Here is a 22,193-nt window from a genome sequence, read left to right as displayed (position 1 = left end):
GAGGGGGGGAGCCGCCGAGCACCCCGCGGACGGCGCTCCCCCGCATTCTCATAGGCGTTACCACCATCGGTCACCAACCTGAACGTTTACGTGGTCGTGAACGTTTACGTGGTCGTGAACGTGAACGTTTACGTGGTCGTGAACGTTTACGTGGTCGTGGTCGTGGTCGTGGTCGTGGTCGTTCACGGCCTATCGTTGACGACCACGACCACGACCACGACCACGACTACGACCACGACTGCGACTACGTAAACGTTCGGATGTAGGAAAACGCGGCGCGAAGCTTGGTTGACGTCGACGCTCCCGCACTCTACCGGTACCCCGCCATGGTGATGATCACGTCCTCTGGGCAGATCTGGTCGGTCTCCACCTCGAACCCGTGATCGCGCAGCATCCGCCGGACGCGCTCCCCTCTCCCGCCGAAGTCGTGCAGCTCGAGGACGACGGCCCGGATCCTCCCCCAGTCATCGGGGCGAATGCCCTCCAGCACGTCGATCTCGGCCTTCTCGGCGTCGATCTTGAGCAGGTCGATCTGCCCGATCTGCTCCCGCTCGATGAGCTCGGACAGCGTCGCGAGCTCGCACTCCACTCGCCTCATTCCACGCCTCATCCACCAGGCATGACAGTCGATGAGCACCGAGTTCACCGCGCGCGGGAGGTGCTTCATATAGGCCGGCAGATCCGCGTGGTGCTTCTCACGGATCCGCTCGTCGTAGATGGCCGCGAGCGTGGCCTGTTTGTCGTCGCTCGCCATCATGTCGTACATGCTCGAGATAGCGCCCTGGCGTGGAGCGTAGTGGAACGTCGCCGTGCCCGCGGCCCGACCCAGGCCCGCGCGGTGCAGGCGCACGCGCTCCGAGCCGGACGATCCCAGGTTCATCCGGAGGAGCTCGAAGGTCTCGGGGATCGGCTCGAAGCAGTGGATCCGCGCTCGCCCGCCGGTGCGCTTCAGCACCTCGAGCGCGAAGAGTCCGATGTTCGCGCCGACGTCGATCACGGTCACCTCTCCGCTGGTCAGGAGGCTCTGCACGCGGGGCCGGAAGTAACCCTGCACCTGGAGATGCAGCGTCCTCGCCATGTCGGGGACGCGATCGTGAACGACCCTCTGGTCTGGCAACTCGATTGCGAACGTCTTCATATGGGCTCATCCAAACGTAGTGTGTCCATCCCTCGCCCCGCCGCGCGCACGCGCGCGGGCTCCGCTCACCCGCAAGCGCGCGCGATCGCCTGCAGATCGTCGATGACGTCACCGGCGACCCGCTGCGCGGTCGCCGGCGCATGCACGTTCGCGCTGTAGCGCCACCGGAACGTCAGGGCCCCTCCGCGGACGAGGACGTGGCACTCGAACAGGTTGAACCTCAGGTTCGTCGCCGCCTCGTCGTACCCCGTGGACTCGCTCGCCACGCGGAGGATCGAGCCCTGCGCAGGCGGCTCGACGCGCCCCTGGTAGTTGAAAAGGATCCCCGGTCGCTTCCGGAGCCGCCCGAGCTCCGCGCTGAGCCCGGCGTCGCCGCCCAGGTACTTGAGGAGGTTGTAGCCGTGGCCCTCGTTCGGGATGCGATCGAGCTGCCGGCTCGTATCGAGCAGCGCCGCGAGCGGCTCTCGCTGGCTCGAGCGCCGGAGCACGAGCACCCGCTCGGCGCTCAGCCACCCCACCGTGCGCGACGCGTCGAGCTCCGGGTGATGGGGCATCAGATCACGCCCCGAGTTGAGGACCATGATGTCCTGCCAATCGCGGCCCGTCCACGCGGTCACGCCGCGGAGGACCGCGGCGATGAGCGCGTGCTCCGTGCTCACCCCGAAGCGCGCCGGCAAGTCCCGCAAGATGACCTGAGACTCCTGCTCCGAGAGCGACGCCCAGTGATCGCGGACCGACTCCACCGTACAGAGATGGCGGGTCGCCGGGTGGTCCGCTGGGAGGGGATCGATCTCGTCCCAGGGCAGCGAGAGCCAGTAGGCGCGCTCGTTGGGCAGGATCTCCTCGCTCACCCACCGCTCGAGCGCGCGCGTCCAGCGGCCGGCCGATGCGCCCGCGGGCGGCAGGCGGGGCGTGGCCGTCGTCGCGAGCTGATCGTAGATGGATTGCAGATCGAGCGCGGCGATCATCATCGACATCCAGTCGACGACGAGGTGGTGCGCGTTGAGCCACAACCGCCCTCTCCCCTGCTCGTCCCACCGGAAAAACACGATCCGGAACAGCCGCCCGCGCTCGAGCTCGTATTCGTCTTGCATGCGATCGCAATGCCGCTCGATCTCGGTCCCGCGCCGATCCTCCGGGATCCCGGACAGATCCACGCAGGCGAACGGCGCCTCGGTCCACGGCGCGTCGATCACCTGGCGAAAGCCGCTCGGGGTGCGCTCGAAGCGCGCGCGGAGCGCCTCATGGTGGTTGACGAGGACGAGCGAAGCGCGCGCGAGCCTGTCGAGATCGAGCGGCGCCACGGCCTCCAGCAGCAGGTTCACGTTCCAGCGCGCCGGGCGGGTGCGCCCGGGGGCCTCCTCCAGATACCAGCGCTGGAGGACGGTGAGCGGCCGCTCCCCATTCTCTGGTTCGACGTCCACCGCCGTGCGGTCCCGGGAGGCGCAGGCGGCCGAAAGGCGCGCGATCGTCTGGTGCTGGAAGAGCTGCCTTGGCGTGACATCGAGCCCCGCCTCCCGCGCCCGCTCGACGAGCGCAATGCCAAGGAGCGAATCCCCTCCGAGCGCGAAGAAATTGTCGTCCACGCCCACCCGATCCAGCTTGAGGACGCCGGCCCAGAGCGCTGCCATGCGGCGCTCTGCCTCCGACGACGGCGCCCGGTAAGCCGCGCTGGCTCCCTGGTGGTGCCGGTGAGCGAGCTCGAGGAGCGCGCTCCGATCGACCTTGCCGTTGGCCGTCAGCGGCATGCGCTCTAGCGCGACCCACGCGCTGGGTACCATGTACTGCGGCAGCCTCGCGGCGACGACCTCCTCCAGGACGCGAGGCTCGAGCGCGGCGCCCCGCTCCGCCACATAGCAGGCGACGAGACGCCTGGCCCCGCTCGGGGTCGACTCCACGCACACCACCGCTTGGTCGACCTCGGGATGCTGCGCCAGCGCGGCCTCGATCTCCCCGAGCTCGATGCGGTTTCCCTGGATCTTCACCTGGAAGTCTTCCCGCCCGATGAACTCGATGTTCCCGTCCGGAAGGAATCGCCCGAGATCGCCGGTCCAGTAGAGCCGCTCGCCCGTCTCCGGGTGCTCGAGGAAGCGCTCCGCGGTCTGCGCAGGATCCCGGTAGTAGCCGCGGGCGAGGCAGATCCCGCCGACGTACATGCGGCCGACGACCCAGTCCGGACAACTCTGCATGCGCTCGTCGAGCACGTGGACACGCTGGTTCGGAAGGGGCTTGCCGTAAGGGATGCTCCTCCAGGTCGAATCCACCTCTCCGACGGGATAGAAGATCGACCAGATCGACGTCTCCGTCGGCCCCCCCGCGCCGATGACCCGCGCCGCCGGGCAAGCGCGGCGGATCCGATCGGGCAGGGGCACGGGGATCCAGTCGCCGCTCAGGATGACCCAGCGCAGCGAGGGGCACGCCGGAGGAGCGCCGCCGACGTGCTCGACGAACATCTGCATCAGCGCGGGCACCGAGTTCCAGACCGTGACCCGGTGGGTCTCGATGAGGTGCCGCCAGTGCGCCGGATCCCGCGCCGCCTCGGGCGAGGGGATGACCAGGGCGCCTCCCGCGCCGAGCAGGCCGAACACGTCGTACACCGAGAGATCGAAGTGAACGGCGGAGAGCGCGAGGGCGCGATCCGATCGGGAGACCTGGAAGCGCTCGTTGATCTCGAGGATCGTGTTCAGCGGACCGCGGTGGTCGAGCGCCACGCCCTTGGGCTTCCCCGTCGAGCCCGACGTGAACAGCACATAGGCGAGATCGTCCGGCCCCTGGACCGCCGCGACCGGGGTGTCGTCCTCCGACGCGGACGCGCTGTCGTCGTCGACCGCGATCAGGCGCAGGGCGTCGGGCCAGGCCAGCGAGGAGGCCAGACGCTCCTGCGTGAGGACGATCTCCACCTGCCCCTGATCCAGGACCGCGCGGATGCGCTCGATGGGCCACTCCGGATCGACGGGCAGGTACGCCGCCCCCGATTTGAGGGCCGCCAGGATCGCCACGATCTGCGCCCACCCCTTCGCCGTGGCCACCGCGACGAGCGCGTTCGGCCGGGCTCCGAGCGCGCGGAGGCGCCGGGCGAGCGCGCTGCTCTTCCGATCGAGCTCCCCGTAGGTGAGCGTCCTGTCGGGGCTGATGACCGCCGGGGCATCGGGGTTCAGCGCCGCTTGCCGCACGAACCCGCTGTGCAGGAGATCGCTCGAGACCTCTCGGGTGGTGCTGTTTACGCCGGCGCGGACGGCGCGCTGCCGCTCCGGGAGCTCGATGGTCGCCGCCCTGGTCCAGGGCGCGCCGTCCCGGGAAAGGCGGCTCAGGAGCGCCTCGTACGCCTCCAGGAGATCCGCCGCGAGGCCTTCAGGGAACAGATCGTCGGCGGAGCCGAAGCTCAGCACGAAGCCCCCCTCGTCCTGCTGGATCTCGTGCTCGATGCAGCGAGCCTGCGTGCCTTGTCCCTCTCCCTCAGGTCGGAAGGGCGCACAGACGCGCAGCCGGACGGCCGTCGCGCCGGGGTGACGCACGGCTTCGTCCGGCGCTCGTGCCCCGGGCGCGGCGCGCGCCATGGCCTCGTCGAAGGCCCGGACGAGGTCGACGAACGGCGCCTCGCCGCCGCGGCTCACCTCGATCTGCCCGCTCCCCGCGCCGATGGAGACGGACACCATTCCGTTCTGCGGGTCGCCCGGCGCGCCGACCACGACGGCCAGCGGCGACGTGCTCCACGCGGCGACCGCCTGCGCGAAGGCGGCGGCGACGGCCGCGCCCGGGGCCACGCCGAGGAGCGCCGCGCGCGCCTCGAGCCCGCGGAGGAGCCCGGCGTCGACGCGCCGGGCGCGGCGGACGAGCCGAGGAGGCTCCCTCGCGAGGTCGCTCCGCACGAACGGGAGCGCAGGCGCCGAGAGCCCCCGGCGCGCAGCCGCTGCCGTCGCGGGCCCGAGCGCCTCGCCGCGGAGGAGCGCCGAGACCCTCGTCTCGGGCTCACGCGCCGCCTCGGTGAGGAGGCGCTGGAGGAGCTCGGCGTGGCGCGCGATCGTCGCCTCGCGGAACAGCGCCGTGTCGTACTCGATATGACCGCTCAGGGTCGCCCCGTCGCGCTGCATCGACAGGGTGATGTCGTACTGCGATGTGCCGGGATCGAGGTCGATCGGCGTCACCCGCGCCCGGCCCAGCGAGACCGGCGCTGGCACCTTGGGCTGGAAGGCGAACATCACCTGGAACAGCGGAGTCCGGCCGAGATCTCGCTCCGGCCGAACGGCGTTGACGAGCCGCTCGAAGGGGATGTCCGCGTGAGCGAACACGCGCACCGCGGCGCCGCGCACCCGCGTGAGGAGCGCGCTGAAGGCCGGGTCGTCCCCGAGATCGCCGCGGAAGACAAGGGTGTTTACGAAGCACCCGATGACGCCCTCGAGCTCGGGGTGATCACGCCCAGCGATCGGCGTCCCGACGAGGAGATCCGCCTGCCCGCTGAGCCGGTGGAGCAGCGCGAGGAACCCGGCCATCAGGACCATGAACGGCGTCACGCCGCGCTCGCGGCCGAGGTCCTCGACGGCCTCGGTCAGCGCCCGCGAAAAGCGGAAGTGGTGCCGCGCCCCCTGGTACCGCTTCTCCGCGGGGCGAGGGTGATCCGTCGGGAGATCGAGCGTCTGGCTGGCCCCCGCGAGCTCGGCCTTCCAGAAGGCGATCTCCTCGCTCCGCGCCGCCTCGTCCCACCGCTGCCGCTCGTGGACCGCGTGGTCGCCGTGCTGGACCGGGAGCGGCTCCCAGCGCGGGCGCTCGCCCGCCGAGATCGCTTCGTAGGCGGCGGCGAGCTCGCGCACGAAGATCTCGTGCGACCAGCCGTCGGTCACGATGTGGTGCATCGCGAACGCGAACAGGTACCGCTCGTCGTCGAGCTGCGCGAGCTCGGCCCGCACCAGGGGGCCTCGGGCGAGGTCGAACGGGCGCCCTGCCATCCGCCGCAGCCGCGCGAGCGCCGCCGCCTCGCGCGCGTCCCGGGCGAGCGCCCGGTGATCGATCTCCTCGAAGTCGAGCTGCGCCGATGGCTGGACGATCTGGACGGGAGCCCCGTCCACGACGCGGAACACGGTGCGGAGGGCCTCGTGCCGCTCGATGACGGCGTGGATCGCGCGCTCCAGCGAGCGCACGCACAGGGGCCCCGCGATCTCGGCCGCGCCGCCGACGTTGTAGGCCCCTGTTCCGGGCGCCAGCCGGTCCAGGAACCAGAGCCGCGTCTGCGCGTACGACAGCGGGATCACCCCGCCCGGGTCGCGGCGGCGCAGCGCCGGACGTGTCGACGGACGCGCGAGCTGCTCGATCCGCCGCGCCAGATCGGCGAGCGACGGCGTGTCGAACAGCCACCGGAGCGGCACCTCGGCGCCCGCGCGCTCGCGGATGCGGGAGACGGCGCGCATCGCGAGCAGCGAATGGCCCCCGAGCTCGAAGAAATGGTCGGTCCTGCCCGGCGCGCGCCCGAGGAGCTCTTCCCAGACGGCGGCCACGAGCCTCTCCATCTCGGTCGCCGGCTCCTGCCGATCGCGCGCCGGCGGGCGCTCCAGCGCGTCCAGGCCCGGGAGCGCCTTGCGGTCGATCTTGCCGTTCGGCGTCTGCGGCATCCGGGGCAGCTCGACGAAGCGCGCCGGGAGCATGGCTTCGGGCAAGAACGCGCGCGCGTGCGCCCGGAGCGCCTCGGGGCTCACCGGCCCCGCCGCGGGCACGTAATAGGCGACGAGCACCGCCTCGCCCACCGCGTCCCGGTGCGCCGCGCAGACGCACTCCCCGACGCCGGGGTGGCGCGCCACGGTCGCCTCGATCTCGCCGAGCTCGATTCGGAAGCCGCGGATCTTCACCTGATGATCGATCCGGCCGAGGAACTCGAGCCGCCCGTCGTGCGTGATGCGCGCCAGGTCGCCGGTGCGGTACATCCGCGCGCCCGGCGCCGGCGAGAACGGGTCGTCCACGAACCGCTCCCGGGTCAGGTCAGGCCGGCCGTGGTACCCGCGGGCCAGGCCCGCTCCGCCGATGTAGAGCTCCCCGGCCACGCCGATCGGGAGCCGCTCGTGCCGCTCGTCCAGGAGGTAGATGCGCGTGTTGGCGATCGGGGATCCCAGGGTGATCCTGTCCGGATCGTCGACGCGCGCCGCGGCGGACCACACGGTCGTCTCCGTCGGGCCATACAGGTTCCAGAGGCAGCCCGCGCGCGCGCCGATCTCCCGGGCGAGGTCCGGCGGCAGCGCCTCCCCGCCTGCCAGCGCGCGGAGTCGCGGGCTGCCCGTCCACCCCGCCGCGAGCAGGAGGCGCCACGTGCTCGGCGTCGCCTGCATGACCGTCGCCCCCGAGCGCTCCAGCGCGCGCAGGAGCGCTGTGCCGTCCCGCGCTTCGGCGGCGGACACGAGGACCGTCCGCCCGCCGACGCTCAGCGGCAGAAACAGCTCCAGGACGGAGATATCGAACGACGCCGTGGTCACCGACAGCAGCACGTCGCCGGCGTCGAGGCCGGGCCTTTCCCGCATCGCCTCAAGGAAGTTCACGACGCTGCGGTGCTCGACCTGCACGCCTTTCGGGTGCCCGGTCGAGCCCGACGTATAGATGACGTAGGCGAGGTTCCGGCTGCAGGGCGGCGCCGCGAGTGGCTCCTCGGCCAGGCCGGAATCCGTGGTGAGATCCTCGAAGAACGCCGTCCTCTGCGGCTCGCCGGCGAGCGGGAGTCGCAGCGCGCGCTGCGTGAGCAGGACGGCGGCCCCGACGTCGCGCAGGATATAGGCGATGCGCTCGCCCGGCAGCGCGGGATCCAGGGGCACGTAGGCGCCGCCCGATCTCAGGATCGCGAGCAGCCCGACGACGAGATCGATCGATCGGTCCATGCAGATCGCCACCGGGACGTCCGGGCCGACGCCCATCGCGCGCAGCCGGCGCGCGAGGCGGGCCGAGGCGCGGTCGAGCTCTCCGTACGTGATCTCGCCCTCGCCGAACGCGAGCGCGACGCGCTCCGGATGGCGCTGCGCCTGCCGCTCGAAGAGCTCGTGGACGCAGAGCTCCTCGGGGAAAGGTCGCTCTGTCCGGTTCCATTGATCGAGGTGCAGCGCGTCGGCCTCGTGCACGACCGGCAGGTGGAGCACGCGCGTGTCGGGGCGCGCCGCCGCCGCGCGCAGGAGCACCTCATAGCTCCTGAGCATCCGCTCCGCCGTATCGCTGCGGAACAGGTCGGTGTCGTACTCCAGATCGAGCCGGAGGCCCTGCGGGCGGTCCCAGGCCTCGACGGTCCAGTCGAACTTCGACGTCGTCACCGGCACCTCGACCGGCTCGACCGTCAGCCCGGCGAAGGCCGGCAGATCGGCGGCAGCGGTCTGCAGGATGAACAGGGTCTGGAACAGCGCCGCGTGGGACGTGCTCCGCTCGGGTTGCAGCGCCTCCACGAGCAGCTCGAACGGCAGATCGTCGTGCGCGAAGGCGTCGAGCACGTCGCGCTTCGTGCGGCGGAGCAGCTCGACGAAGCTGGGGTTGTCCGAGAGGTCGGCGCGGAGCGCGAGGTTGTTGACGAACATCCCGGCGAGCGGCTCGATCTCTCGCCGCGTCCGCCCGGCGACGGGCGACCCGACCACGACGTCGAGCTTCTGCGTGACGCGACAGAGGAGGACCTGGTACGCGGCGAGGAGCGCCATGAAGAGGGTGACGCCCTCCCGCTGGCACAGCGCCTTCACCGCCGCGCCGAGCCGGGGTGACAGCGTGAGCGACGCCTTCGCCCCCCGGTGCGCCTGCGAGGCCGGGCGCGGACGGTCCAGCGGGAGCTCGAGGAGCGCCGGCGCGCCGCGCAGCCGCTCCTTCCAGTACGCGAGCGCCCGTTGAAGGCGCTCCTGGCTCCACTGGCTCCGCTGCCAGACGGCGTGATCGCCGTACCGGACGGGCAGCTCGGCCAGCCGCGGGGCGCGCCCCGCGACGAGCTCATTGTAGAGCGCGCCGAGGTCCCGGAGCAGCACGCCCCAGCTCCAGTGATCGCTGGCGATGTGGTGAGTCGCCATGAGCAGGACGTGCTCCTCTGCGGCCAGGCGAAAGAGCGCTGTCCGGAGGAGGTCGCCTCGCTCCAGGACGAAGGGCACCTGGGCGATCTCTGCGCACCGGAGGGCGAGCTCGCGCTCGCGGGCCGCCGGATCCACCGTGGAGAGGTCCGTGACCGCCACGGCGACGCCGGACGGCGGCAGCACCTCCTGGTAGGCCTCCTCGGCGTCCTCGCCGAAGCGGGTCCGCAAGATCTCGTGTCGCTCCACGAGGAGCGAGAGGGCCCGCTCGAGCGCGGCCACGTCGAGCGAGCCCCGGAGCCGCGCGGCCCCCTGGAGGTTGTATGCAGGGCTGTCGGGCGCGTACCGGTACAGGAACCAGAGCCGCTGCTGCGCGAACGACAGGGGGAACCTCGACCGCGTCCCGCTCCGCTGCGGCCCCGCCGCCGCGCCGCCGCCGGACGGACGCTGTCCCTTCAGCTTCGCGACGAGCGCCTTGAGCTCCTGGGACGACAGGCCTTTGATCCGCTGCTCTAGCTCGCTCACCTCGACGCTCCTCTCCAAGGTTCTGGCGCGTTCACGGCTCAGGACGGCTCGCCGGGCGCGGCCGCGTCTGTCATCGACTCGAGCACCGCGAGGCGCTCGGCGAGAGCGCTCGTGATCTTCTCGGCGAGCCGGGCGACGGTCGCCCCCTCGAACATGTCCTGCTTCGGCAGATCGACGTCGAACGCGTCGTTGATCCGCGAGAGGATCTGGATCGCCAGGAGCGAGTGGCCGCCGAGGCTGAAGAACTCGTCGTGGATGCCTATCGGCCGCCGGCCGAGCAGCTCCTCCCACTGCGAGCACACAACGCGCTCTATCTCGTCGCGAGGCCGCTCGTCGTCGCCGAGGGGCCGCCGCGGGCTCGCGGAGGGCTCCAGCCGGGCGCGGCGCTGCTGCTCGGCGAGGGCCGGGAAGTCGCGCGGCGAGACCACGATCTGCTCCGGCCCGGCGAGCGCGAGGATCTGCTCGAGTGCCTTCATCCCGTCCTCCGGGGCGATGCCGCGCGACGCCCTTCGCGACGGCGCGGCGAGGGCGGCGCCGCCGTGGACGCGCTGAAGGACGAAGCGGGTCACATCGGCGATGACCCGCCCCTGCTCGTCGAGCAGGGTCACGTCCGCGGAGAGCACACGGCCAGGCTCGGTATCGTCGCGGCGCAGGCGGACATGGCTGAACAGCCGCGCTGGAGTCGGCGCCAGGCAGACCACGCGGCCGTACCCCGCGGGGAGGTAGATCCCTCGAGGGTCGAGCACGGCGGTCACCGAGGTGGCCACGTCGAGCAGCGCCGGGTGCAGACCGTACACGGACAGATCCGCCGCGAACTCCGGGCGAAGGCCGAGCTCGGCGAGCGCCTCGTCCTCCCCGACATGGAGCGATTCGATGCAGTCCCAGCGAGGTCCCCACCGGAGCAAGCCGCTCGCGTTGACGGCCTCGAAGAGCTGCCGCGCGGCCGCCGGGCGGCAGCGCCGCCGGATCGACGCGACAGGCGCGTGCTCGCGCGTCTCGTCGAGCGCGGGCGTCCAGGTGCCCGACGCGAGCCGCTCCCTGGCCCCGGCAGGGCCCGGGGCGAAGATCGAGAACTCGGTCCGCGCCCCGCGCTGCTCGCTCTCGAGACAGACGTCCTGCGGCGCCCCGTCCTCCACGCGGCAGGGCGTGTGGAAGCGGACCTCATGCAGCTCGACGGCGCCCCTCCCCGCGAGCGTGGCCGCGGCCCGCGCCATCTCGAGCAGGGTCGTGCCGGAGACCAGCCCGTCGCGCTGCGTCCGGTGCTCCGCGACAGGCCAGTCGCGCGCCAGGCTGAACCGCTTGTGGAACACCCGGGGCCCGGGCGCCGCGCCGTCCACCCGGTCGATCAGCGGGTGGTGCCCCCGGAGGCTCGACCCTGGCCCAGGCGGCAACGGCCCTGGCCGGGTGATCCCGGCCCGCGCCGCCATCCCGATCTGCTCCCAGCCGTCCCAGGCGATGGCGAAGCTCGGGTTGCCGGTCGCGCTCTGGTACGCCCCGGCGAAGGCGTCGAGGTACGCATTCGCGGCGGCGTAGTCCGCCTGTCCGATCGCCCCGAGGTGCGAGAACGTCGATGAGAACAGCACGAGGAAGGGCTGCTCTCCCTCCCGCCCGAGCTGGTCGGCGAGGTTCCGTGTCCCGGTGGTCTTCGGCGACAGCACCCGGCAGATCTCCTCGTTCGTCCGCGCCTCGAGCGGGCCGGCGCCCGGGATCCCGGCGCCGTGGAAGATCCCGTCGATGCGCCCGAAGCGGGCCCTCGCCTCGGCGAAGACGCGCGCCACGTCCTGCGGCTCGGCGACGTCCCCGGGGGCGACGACGAGCTCCGTGCCCTCCGCCTCCATCCGCCCGAGCGCCTCGAGGATCTCCGCGGTCGCGGCCAGCGCCCCGTCGCGCTCCCGGTAGCTCGACCACTCCGATCGCGGCGGGAGCGGCGTCCTCCCCATCAGCACGAGCTTCGCCGCCCAGGCGCGCGCGAGGTGCTCGGCAAGGCGCAGCCCGATCCCGCCGAAGGCGCCCGTGATCAGGTAGACGCCCCCGCGCCGCAAGCGCGACGCTTCCGCGGCCGGCGATGGAGGGAGGATCGCCTGGAACGCGGGCACCCAGCGCTGCTGCGCGCGCAGCAGCACGAGGTCGTGCTCCGGCTCGCCCGCGAGCTCCCGGAAGAGGGCCCGCGCCCACGATGTGGCGGCCTCCCCGTCGCGCGGCGGGACCACATCGACGGCGCGACAGCGGACGCCGGCGAGCTCGTTGCCCAGGCTGCGGCAGAGGCCGACGAGCGCGGCGTGGTCCGGCGAAGGGGTCGTCTCGCCGGCGATCGCGTGGGCTCCCCGGGTCACGATCGCGAGCTCGATTCCCGCCCCTGGCGGCGCGGCGCCGAGGCTCCGCGAGACGGCGCACACGCTGAGCAAGCCCCTCCGCAAGATCGCTTCAGCGCCCTCGCCCGGCCCCCCCAGCGCGCTCCACAGGTGGACGATGCGTCCGGGAAAGAGGCCTTGCCCGTCGAGGGTCGAGAGCAGCGCCCGGAGATCCTCCTCGCTGTCAGGGCGCAGGACGAACGCGAGGTCGCCCGACGCGGCGAACGCCGGCCCGGGGCGCGCGGTGATCACGCGAGCGCCCGAGCCGCGGACGTGCGCCTCCAGCGCGCCCGCGCCCTCGTCTGCGTCGGTGAGGAGCAGCCACGGCGCCCCGTTCTCGAGCCGGGATACCGGGGCGGCCTCATGGAGACGAGACCAGCGGAGCCGGAACAGCCGCGCTCCCCCGGTGTCCTCCGCGCCCTCGGGGGCCATCGTCTCCGCCGCGCCCGTGGACGGCTCCGGCAGCTCGTCCTCGACCGCGTGGCGCCTCCGCTCGAAGGGATAGGTCGGCAATGGGACGCGGCGCGCCCGGGCGTCCGGGAATACCGCCTGCCAGCGCAGGTCGGCGCCGCGCGCCCACAGCTCGCCGGCCGCCTCGAGCAGCACGCGCCGGCCCTTCCCGGCGTCGCCCGGCCCGGGCAGCAGCGGAACGGCAGCGCTCTCCGCGCTCCCCCCGAGCTGCGTGCGCACGAGCGAGCACAGCGTCGAGCCGGGCCCGACCTCCACGAACAGATGCGGTCCTTCGCCCTCGAGCGCCGCCTTGACGCCGTCGCCGAAGCGGACCGCGCGCCGCAGGTGGTCAGCCCAGTACTGGGCGCTCCGCGCCATCGAGCCCGTCATCCACCCGCCGGTGACGTTGGAGAGGAGGGGAATCCGGGGCTCGCGCAGCGTGATCCCCGCCATGGCCCTGCGGAACTCGTCCAGGATCGGCTCGGTCGCGGCGGAGTGGAACGCGTGGGAGGTCTGGAGCCGGCGTCCCTTGATCCCGCGCGCGCCGAGCTGCGCCTCGTACCTCGCGATGGCCGCCTCGGGGCCGGAGACGACGCACAGCTCGGGCCCGTTCACCGCGGCGAGCGACAGCGCTTGTGGCAGGCTCTCGAGCGCTGCCCCCTCGGACAGCGGCACCGCGAGCATCGCCCCGCGCGGCAGCGACTGCATCAACCTCGCGCGCACCGCGACCGCCCGGAGCGCGTCCTCGAGCGAGAACACCCCCGCGACGCAGGCCGCCACGAGCTCGCCGACGCTGTGCCCGAGGAGCGCCTCGGCGCGCGCTCCCCACGACTCGAGCAACCGCGCCGCGGCGTACTCGACGGCGAACAACGCTGGCTGAGCGACCTCCGTCTCCCGGAGCTCCTCGGCCGGGCCGTTGAACAGCAGCGCTCTCAGATCGCGGCCAAGGTGCGGCCGGAGCCGCTCCGCGCACTCGTCCAGGGTCTCCCGGACGACGGCGTGCTCCTCGTATAGCGACCGGCCCATTCCAGGGTGCTGGCTCCCCTGGCCGGTGAACAGCATCACCACGCCGGCGGTGCCGGTCCGCGCCCCTCGCCCCGGCCTGGGCGCGCGCAGCCGCGCGACGGCGTCGGGCGACGACGACGCGACGACGAAATCGCGGTGCGGGAACCTCCGCCTCCCCTCGAGCAGCGTGAACGCCGCGTCGCGCAAGGAGATCTCCGGGTGCCCCTCGAGGTGCTCCGCGAGGCGCGATCGCATCGCTGCCAGGGCGGCCTCGCTCCGGGCCGACAGCGCCAGGATCTCGCTCTCTCCGCCGGGGGTCGGGTGATAGACCGGCCCTTCCTGGAGGACCGCGTGCACGTTGGCCCCTCCGATCCCGAACGAGCTCACGCCCGCTCGCCGAGGGCCGTTGTCCCTCGGCCAGGCGCGGAGCTCCGTGTTCACATAGAAAGGGGAGCTGTCGAAGTCGATCTCCGCGTTGGGCCGCCGGTAGTGGAGCGTGGCCGGGATCTGCGCGTGCCGGAGCGCCAGCACCGTCTTGATGAGCCCGACGATGCCGGCCGCCGTGTTCGAGTGGCCCACGTTCCCTTTCACCGATCCGAGGACGCACCGGCGGAGCGGGGCGGCGGCGCGCCGGAAGGCCTGCTCCAGGGCGCGGACCTCGATGGGGTCGCCGAGCGACGTGCCGGTCCCGTGCGCCTCGACGTAGTCGATGGTGTCCGGCCGGACGCCGGCCACCTCGTGCGCCATCACGATCACCGAGGCTTGCCCGTCGACGCTCGGGGCGGTGTACCCGACCTTGGCGGAGCCGTCGTTGTTCGTCGCGGACCCGAGGACGATCGCGTGGATGAAATCGCCCTGCGCGATCGCGTCCTCGAGCCGCCTCAGCACGACGACCCCGACCGCGTCGCCGAACACGGTCCCCGCGGCGTCGGCGTCGAAAGGACGGCAGTGGCCGTCGGGGGAGCATGGCCCGCCCTTCTCGTAGAAGTACCCGCGCCGCTCCGGGAACATCACCGACGCCGCGCCCGCGATCGCCATGTCGCACTCGACCGCGCGCAGGCTCTGGCATGCTTGATGGACCGCCGCGAGCCCTGTGGAGCAGGCCGTCTGGACGCTGATGCTCGGTCCCTTGAGGTTGAGTTTGTACGCGACGCGCGTCGTCAGGTAGTCCTTGTCGCTCGCGATCAGGAGCTGCATCGCCTCGGAGGACTCGAACTTCTGGAGCAGCGCGCGGTGGTGCGAGAGGAGATACGAGTTCATCTTGGCGCCGGCGAAGACGCCTATCCAGCCGGGGAACCGCTCGGCGTCGTGACCTGCGTCCTCGAGCGCCTCGTACGCGCACTCGAGGAACAGCCGCTGCTGCGGATCGATCCACTGCGCCTCCCGCTCGCTGTATCCGAAGAAGTCGGCGTCGAACCACTCCGGCCTGTCGAGGCAAGGTCGCGCCTTGACGTAGCCCGGATCCCTCACCTGGGCGCGAGGGACCCCGGCGGCGATCAGCTCCTCTTCCGTGAAGCGGGCGATGGACTCCCTGCCATCGCGCAGGTTCCTCCAGAACGCCTCCGGATCGTTCGCCTGCGGGAACCGCCCGCTCAGCCCGACGATCGCGATGGCGTCGCGCAGATCTCCGAGGTCCTGCATCGTTCAATCCTCCGGCTTGCCCTGGCGCGAGGCCTGCTCCGACGCGGACGGCGCGAGCTCGCGCCGCTCCAGGCCGCGCTCGCGCTGCCGCCGGGCGCGCGCGGTGATGGCGTCGAACCGGGCGCCCTCCGCCGCGCCCGGCGCGGCCCCGGGCGCCGCCGCATCCTCGCCTTTCGCCGAGGAGGGCGCGTTCACCCCGAGCGTCCTCAGGTACGCCGCCTGCTGGGACACCGTCGGATGCTCGAACAGGTGCACAAGGGGAACATCGCGGCTGAAGCGCTCGCGGAGGCTGCGCGCCATGCTGACGAGCAGGAGCGAATCGCCCCCGAGGTCGAAGAAGTTGTCGTCGTGACCGACGCGCGGGCGTCTCAGCACCTCGGCCCAGATGCTGGCAATGGCGCTCTCCAGCCCGTCGCTCGCCGCCGCGGCGGGCCTCGCCCAGGCTCGCTCTGCGGGCGGCGGCGCGTCCTCCGGGGCTGACCGCTGCGCGCCCTCCGGGGCTGACCGCTGCGCGCTCTCCGCCGGGCCAGGGAGCCTGTCGACGACGACCACCCTGACGGGCTCCTCCGCCCAGCGCTCCGCGACGTACGACGAGAGCGCCCGCGCGAGCCCATCGCGCGGCCGCTCCGGCCTCGCCAGGGCGGCGCCCTGCGGCGGCGCGGCGCGCGTCGCGGCGTCGACCATGGCCGCCAGCGCCGCCGACTCGCGGGCCAGCGCCTCGAGGGTGGTGTCCGCGTCCGAGATGGCCCCCCCGACGAGGCCGTGGAGGTATTCGTGGCGCGGGCCGACCTGGAAGAGGTGGGCGACCTGCGCGAAATCGAATCCGCCGGTCTGACAGAGGCCGATCTGGTGATCCGGCGCCGTCGACTCGAGCAGATGGGCGATGACGCCGGCCTCCATGAGGCACAGATCCCGCGCCCGGCTGCCGTACACCGGCTCGATGGCGCCTAGATCCGCCACGAGGTACACGCTGAATGCCGAGCTGTCGAACGCCTGCCCGTTGGGGCCCCCGTGGACCGAGCGGTCGATGTGCGCGCCGGGCTGGATCGCGACCAGCTGCTCGCGCTCCGGGTGGAAGTAGTACGTGCCTCCGGGGACCCGCTCGATCCGATCCGGCTTCACATACAGGTACACGTGCACCGGATACAGGTTGCCCGCCGAGGCGTAGAGCTGCTTGGCGAGCGGATAACCCGGCAGCCTCACCGGAGACAGCTGCCTCAGGAAGCGCGCCAGACGTTCGAAGGCGATGGGCTCGCTCCGGAACTGGCGATAGCTGCGCCGCCGCGCGAACGCCGAGAGATCCTCGTCCGTGCGCGCGCGCGCGATCAGGGGGATGGCGGCCCCGGCGAGATCGTCGCGCTGCGCCGGCTTGCTCAGCTTGAACTTCAGCTTCGCGATCGGATCCTGCAGCAAGGGGACCTCCGGGTCCGCTGCGCCCTCCCGGGCCGTCACGTACGCGACCAGCCCGGCGCGCTCGCCCGCGGCGCGCTCCACCCTCGCTGCCGCGACGCTCGGGTGCTCGCGGAGCAGCGCCTCGACCCCGGGCGCGAGCCCCGGATCTGCCGCATTGTCCCGCGGAGGCGCGATGACCTGCTCTTCCACGCCGGACTCCCGCGCTGGATCCGGAAGGGCGCTGCGATCGACCTTGCCGTTGCTGGTGAGGGGGAGGCGGTGCACCTCCACGAAGGCGCTCGGCACCATGTAGTCCGGGAGCTTCGAGGCGATGAACGCCCGCAGCGCGGGCGCCTCGAGCGCCTTGCCCGGGGCCGGAACGACATGGGCGATGAGCCGCTTTCCACCGCTCGCCGTGCTCCCCACCGAGACAGCGGCGCTCGCCACGTCGGGGTGCTGCAGCAGCGCGGCCTCGATCTCCTCGAGCTCGATCCTGTGCCCTTGAATCTTCACCTGGAAGTCTTCGCGTCCCAGGAATTCGATGTTCCCGTCCGGCAGACAGCGTCCCAGGTCGCCGGTCCAGTACAGCCGCTCTCCGGTCTCCGGGTGTGTCACGAAGCGCTCGCGCGTCCTCTCCTCGTCCCGCCAGTAGCCGCGCGCGAGGCCCATGCCGCCGATGTAGAGGCGCCCGGGCACCCCGTCGGGACACGGCTCCATCGCCCCGTCGAGCACGTGGAACCGCTGGTTCGCGAGCGGCTTGCCGTAAGGGATGCTCTTCCAGCTCGGATCCACGCGGGTGATCGGATAGGCGATCGACCAGATCGACGCCTCCGTCGCCCCGCCGAGGCTCAGCACCGACGCGCCCGGGAACGCCTCGCGGATGCGATCGGGCAGGGTCACCGGGATCCAGTCCCCGCTGAGGAGCACGGCGCGCAGGGGCGCGGGGGCGCCCGGGCGCTCCGCCCGGTGCTCCACGAGCATCTGCATGAGCGCCGGGACGGTGTTCCACAGCGTCACGCCGTGCCGGGACATCAGCTCCTCCCAGTGGCCGGGATCGCGCAGCCGGCCCGGCTCGGGCAGCACCACCGCGCCCCCCGCCGCCCACAGGCCGAAGAGGTCGTAGACCGACAGATCGAAGGCGAGCGACGAGAGCGACAGGACACGATCGGACGCGTTCACGCCGAGGCGCGCGTTCACGTCAGCGAGGGTGTTCACGGCGCCGCGGTGATCGATCGCCACGCCCTTCGGCCGCCCTGTCGAGCCCGAGGTGAAGATGACGTAAGCCAGATCGTCGGGCCGCTGAACGGCCTCGAGGGGCGACTCGTCCTCTGACAGTCCGCCTGGCGCGTCCAGGGGCACGACGATCGTCCCCGCAGGCCACCGGGCCGGCTCCGCGAACCGCGCCTGGGTGAGGACGATCTGCACCTCGCCCTGCGCCAGGATCCCCCAGAGCCGCTCTCTGGGCCACGACGGATCGATGGGAAGGTAGGCAGCCCCCGACTTGAGGACGCCGAGCGCCCCGAGCGCCTGCGCGATGCCCTTCTCGCAGGCGACGGCGACGAGGGTATCGGGGCGCGCGCCGCGGCCCCGCAAGGCGCGGCCGAGGGCGTTGCTCTGCCGGTCGAGCTCCCCGTACGTGATGCTCCCCTCGGGCGCGATCACCGCGGGCGACCCGCCGCGGACCGCCGCGCTCCGGAGGAACGCCGCGTGGAGCAGCTCCTCCGGCGCGGGCCGCTGCGTCCGGTTCATCCGGGCGCGCGCCTCCTGCTGCGCGACCGGGAGCGCGACCCTCGCCCGCTGGAGCGCCTCGTCGCCGTGCGCCAGACGGGTGAGCAGATCCAGAGTGGACTCGAGCATCGCGCCGACCATCCCCTCGGGGAAGAGCCCCTCGACGACATCCCAGGAGAACGCGAGCTCTCCCTGGTCCTCGGTCACCTGATGATCGAGCCACACCTGCGGTGTCTGGGTGACCATGAAGACCTCCTTGCCGAGCCAGGAGAACAGCGACTGTGGCTCGGCCCCTCCCTGGCCCAGCAGGCTCGTGAACACCACGGGGACGCTCGGCGCGTGCGCCTGGCGGAGCGCCGGGATCGCCCCCGCGCGCCGGTGCTCGATCGCCCTCCAGATCTGATCCTGGGTGGCGCGCGCCAGCTCGGACACCGCCTTGCGCCCGCCGACGTCGAAGCCCACGAGCACCACCGTGGTGAAGTCGCCGACGATCGCCGCGACGTCCTCGTGCAGCCGCGGGCGCTCGAACGACGTCAGCGTGAGCGAGAACTCCGGGCGGGCGCTCCACTTCCCGAGCACCTGGGCGAACGCCGCGAGGACGACGGCCGAAGGCGTGAGGCGGCTCGCCTTCGCCCGGCTCTTCAGCGATTCCCACGCAGCCCTATCGAGGCGCCCCTTGTGCCGCACGAACCGGGGCGGCGTGACGTCTCGAGGCTTCCCGGCGAGCGGCAGGTCGGGCGCCGGGGGGAGGCTCGCCACGCGCTCGCGCCAGAACGCGAGCGAGCGCTCGTGATCGGCTGTCTGTCGATGGCGCTCCGCATCGACGATGCAGTCCCGGAAGGTCACGCCGAGCGGCGGGAGCTCGAGCTCGGGCTGCTCGTAGAAGCGCTCCAGATCGCGCGAGACGATCCCGCAGCTCCAGGCGTCGAGCGCGAGGAGATCCAGGTTGATGTGCACGCGGCGCCGGCCGTCTGGAAGGAGCGACACGGCGGCGTCGAACAGGGGCCATTCCGTGGGCGCGAACACGCGGTGGGACAGCCGATGACGGATGTCCTCGAGCGCCCGGCCGGCGTCGGCCGGCGTCATCGCGCGGAGATCCCAGATCTTCGGCTCGAAGCGGGGCACCGTCCGCTGCACCCGCTGGAGCCCGTCTCCGGTGAACACGGCCCTGAGCATCCCGTGCCGCGCGATGACCCGATTCCACGCTCGCTCGAAGCGCTCGAGATCCAGCCCATCGCACTCCCGCTCGAGGTAGCCGTGACAGCCGACTCCCCCGAGGTCGAAGGCGCTCTCGCGCCCGACCAGATACGCCCGCTGAACGTCGGTCTGGGGAAAGGGCGCGCCCGGGTCGTCGTCGCCTGGGCTGACGACGGGAGCCTCTCCCTCGCGGCCACCGGGCGAGAGCGGCCCGGCGAGCAGGCGCGACAGCTCGGTCAGCGTGATTCCCTCGATCAAGCTCGCCGGCGAGATCTGCCTGCCGCTGAGCCCCGCGATGCGCTCCGCAAGCTGGATCGCCTTGACCGACTCGAGCCCGATCTCGACGAGCGGCACGTCCCAGCGCAGCTGCGCGCTGTCGACCTGAAGGACGTCTCCCACGAGCGCCCCGAGGCGCGCGGTACAGCTCGATCCGCTGGGCTGCGCGCCCCCCGTCGCGGAGGCCCCGTCCTGGGCCGCGGCCACGCCATCGCGCGCGTTCGCGCCGTGGAACACGCCGAGGGGCTCCAGCTCGCCGCGCAGAAAGGCCGCCTTGCACGCCCTCCGCTGCACTTTCCCGCTCGTGGTCTTGGGGAGGCGGCGCGGGGGGAGGAGCACGACCGCGTGCACCGGGAGCCCGAACTGCTGCGCCACGGCGCGCCGAGCGGCGCGCGCGAGCGCCTCGAGATCGAGCCCGCGCTGCCCGCGCTTGATCTCCTGGCAGACGACGATCGCCTCGGGCTCCTCGGCGGGGAGGCTCAGCCCATCCTCGACGCCCACGGAGAAGGCTGCTCCCCCGTCGGGCGCAAAGGCCTCGTGGGCGGAGCACACAGCGAGCTCGATGTCCTGCGGATAGTAATTGCGTCCCCGGACGATGATGACGTCCTTGAGCCGCCCTGTGATGAACAGCTCTCCCTCCTGCAAGAAGCCGAGATCGCCGGTCCGCAGGAAGCGCAGGTCGCCCGCCCCGCGCAGCCGCGCGCCGAACGAGGCGCTCGTCGCCTCCGGGTTCTTCCAGTAGCCGCTCACCACCGCGCTGCTCTCGACCCACACCTCGCCTACCTGCAGATCTGGCGCGGCCGCTCCGCTGGCTGGATCGACGATCGCGACGCGCGTGCCGGGCAGGGGCCGGCCGCAGCTCACGAGCTCCTGTGCGTCCGGCTCCGCCGCGGCGCAGGCGCGCGCCCGCCCCTGTTGCAGCTCCGTGGAGCTCATCGTGACGACGCGCGGCGGACGCCTCGGCGAGACGCTGACCCCCAGCGTCGCCTCGGCCAGGCCATAGGAGGGCCGTAGGGCGTCGGGCCGGAATCCGCTCGGCGCGAAGGCCTCGATGAAGCGCGCGAGGGTCCCCGCGCGGACGGGCTCGGCCCCGTTGATCACCGTCTTCCATGCGGACAGGTCGAGCCGGGCGCGCTGCTCGGCGGTCGAGCTCGTCACGCAGAGATCGAAGGCGAAGTTCGGAGCCGCGCTGTGGTGGCCGCGGTGGCGCGACAGCGCCTCGAGCCAGCGCATGGGCCGGAAGATGAACGACGCCGGAGGCATGCTGATGCATCTGCCGCCCACGAAGAGCGGCAGCATGATCCCGTGGATCAGCCCCAGATCGTGGAAGTGGGGCAGCCAGCTGACGAAGGTGTCGCCGCGCGCGATCCCGAACCCCTCGGCGAGCATGCGGCAGTTCTGCAGGACGTTGCGATGGCTGACCATCACGCCCTTGGGGCTGGAGGTCGAGCCGGAGGTATATTGCAGGTACGCGACGTCGTCTGTCGTGCCGCGGCCGCCGCGCGCGTCCTCGACGACGCGCGCGCCGCCCGCGCGTCCGGCGTCGGCGCCCGAGGAGCACTCCTCCAGCGTGTGAACGGCGAGCCCGGAGCGCGACGTCGACCCGCTCCGCTCCCGCGGCGCCGCTCCCGCGGCGAGCGCGCACGCAGGGGCACAGTCGGCCGTGATGGCGTCGAACCGAGACTCCGTCCGATTCGGCCGTGGCAGCGAGGTGGGGACAGCCACCATGTCCGCCAGCAGGCAGCCGAAGAACGCCTCGATAAACTCGAGCCCAGGCGCGAACAGGAGGAGCACGCGGCTCTTCGGCGGATAGCGCGCCCGGAGGAAGGCGGCGATCGTTCGAGCGCGGGCGTGGAGCGCGGCGAACGAGAGCGCCGCCGTCTCCTCCTCGCCTTCGTGGAGATGGACGTACGCGGGCGCGTCGCCGAGCTCCTCCGCGCGGCGAGCGAGCAGCTCAGGCAGTGACGTCAGGGCGCTCCGAGATCCAGACAGGTCATCCTGTGCGGCGCCGGGCGTATGCCCAGAAAAAGTCATGCCAAGTGTCACGAACGGTTCCTTTCGATTCAAGCACGCAAGACCGCCTGCGCGCACCCAGGCGCTTCACCCATCGAATCGATGCATGCGGCCCGCAGCGCATCGAATGCTTTGCGGGAGATGCAGTGTGCGCCAACGGTCGAGGTGATTCACCGGGCTCGGCGCTCGCTTCGCTGCGAGCCCGAGAGGATCGTGGGTTACGGGGAACGCTCGAGCAACGGGCGCAGGTCATGACACGAAGGAGAGGGCTTGTCTAGCCCACCCATCGACGGAGCATGACATCACCTGACGATGCGGAAGAGGTCTGTGGCGCGGTGATGTGCTAGGCGCGCTCACCGCATGATCGCCTCGCAGGGGAGCAATCGTTAAATAGTGTTATTTATTGTGTAGAACGACGCCGACCGACGAGCCCGGTCGCATGACGAGATCACACGCTCGATCTGTCGCAAACTG

5 protein-coding genes are annotated in these 22,193 nt (G+C 72.1%); 1 reads left to right on the top strand and 4 read right to left on the bottom strand.

The genetic code is table 11. The features are described from left to right. Nucleotides 1-96: 96 nt before the first annotated feature. On the top strand, nt 97-252 hold the full coding sequence (locus tag WMF14_RS37740; protein WP_437794277.1) for a hypothetical protein: 156 nt from the start codon (nt 97-99) through the stop codon (nt 250-252). A 58-nt stretch (nt 253-310) separates the two neighbouring features. Here WMF14_RS37740 and WMF14_RS37735 read toward each other — a convergent pair whose 3' ends face one another. The 4 genes from WMF14_RS37735 to WMF14_RS37720 all read right to left on the bottom strand — a co-directional run bounded on the left by WMF14_RS37735 (nt 311) and on the right by WMF14_RS37720 (nt 21,752). Continuing rightward, nucleotides 311-1,138: an FkbM family methyltransferase gene (locus WMF14_RS37735; protein ID WP_437794275.1), complete on the bottom strand. Its 828-nt coding sequence runs from the start codon at nt 1,136-1,138 to the stop codon at nt 311-313. A 65-nt stretch (nt 1,139-1,203) separates the two neighbouring features. Further along, nucleotides 1,204-9,666 (bottom strand): amino acid adenylation domain-containing protein, encoded by an 8,463-nt coding sequence (locus WMF14_RS37730; protein WP_437794273.1) that lies wholly within the window; start codon nt 9,664-9,666, stop codon nt 1,204-1,206. 38 nt (nt 9,667-9,704) lie between these two features. Then, nucleotides 9,705-15,113 (bottom strand): SDR family NAD(P)-dependent oxidoreductase, encoded by a 5,409-nt coding sequence (locus WMF14_RS37725; protein WP_437794270.1) that lies wholly within the window; start codon nt 15,111-15,113, stop codon nt 9,705-9,707. Between the two features lie 3 nt (nt 15,114-15,116). Beyond that, nucleotides 15,117-21,752: an amino acid adenylation domain-containing protein gene (locus tag WMF14_RS37720; RefSeq protein ID WP_437794267.1), complete on the bottom strand. Its 6,636-nt coding sequence runs from the start codon at nt 21,750-21,752 to the stop codon at nt 15,117-15,119. Nucleotides 21,753-22,193 lie beyond the last annotated feature (441 nt).

Origin of the sequence: Sorangium sp. So ce693 (assembly GCF_051521375.1) — a bacterium.
Classification (GTDB): Bacteria; Myxococcota_A; Polyangia; order Polyangiales; family Polyangiaceae; genus Sorangium; species Sorangium atrum.
The sequence above is the reverse complement of the archived record's forward strand: the minus strand, read 5'-3'. Positions and strand labels throughout refer to the sequence as shown.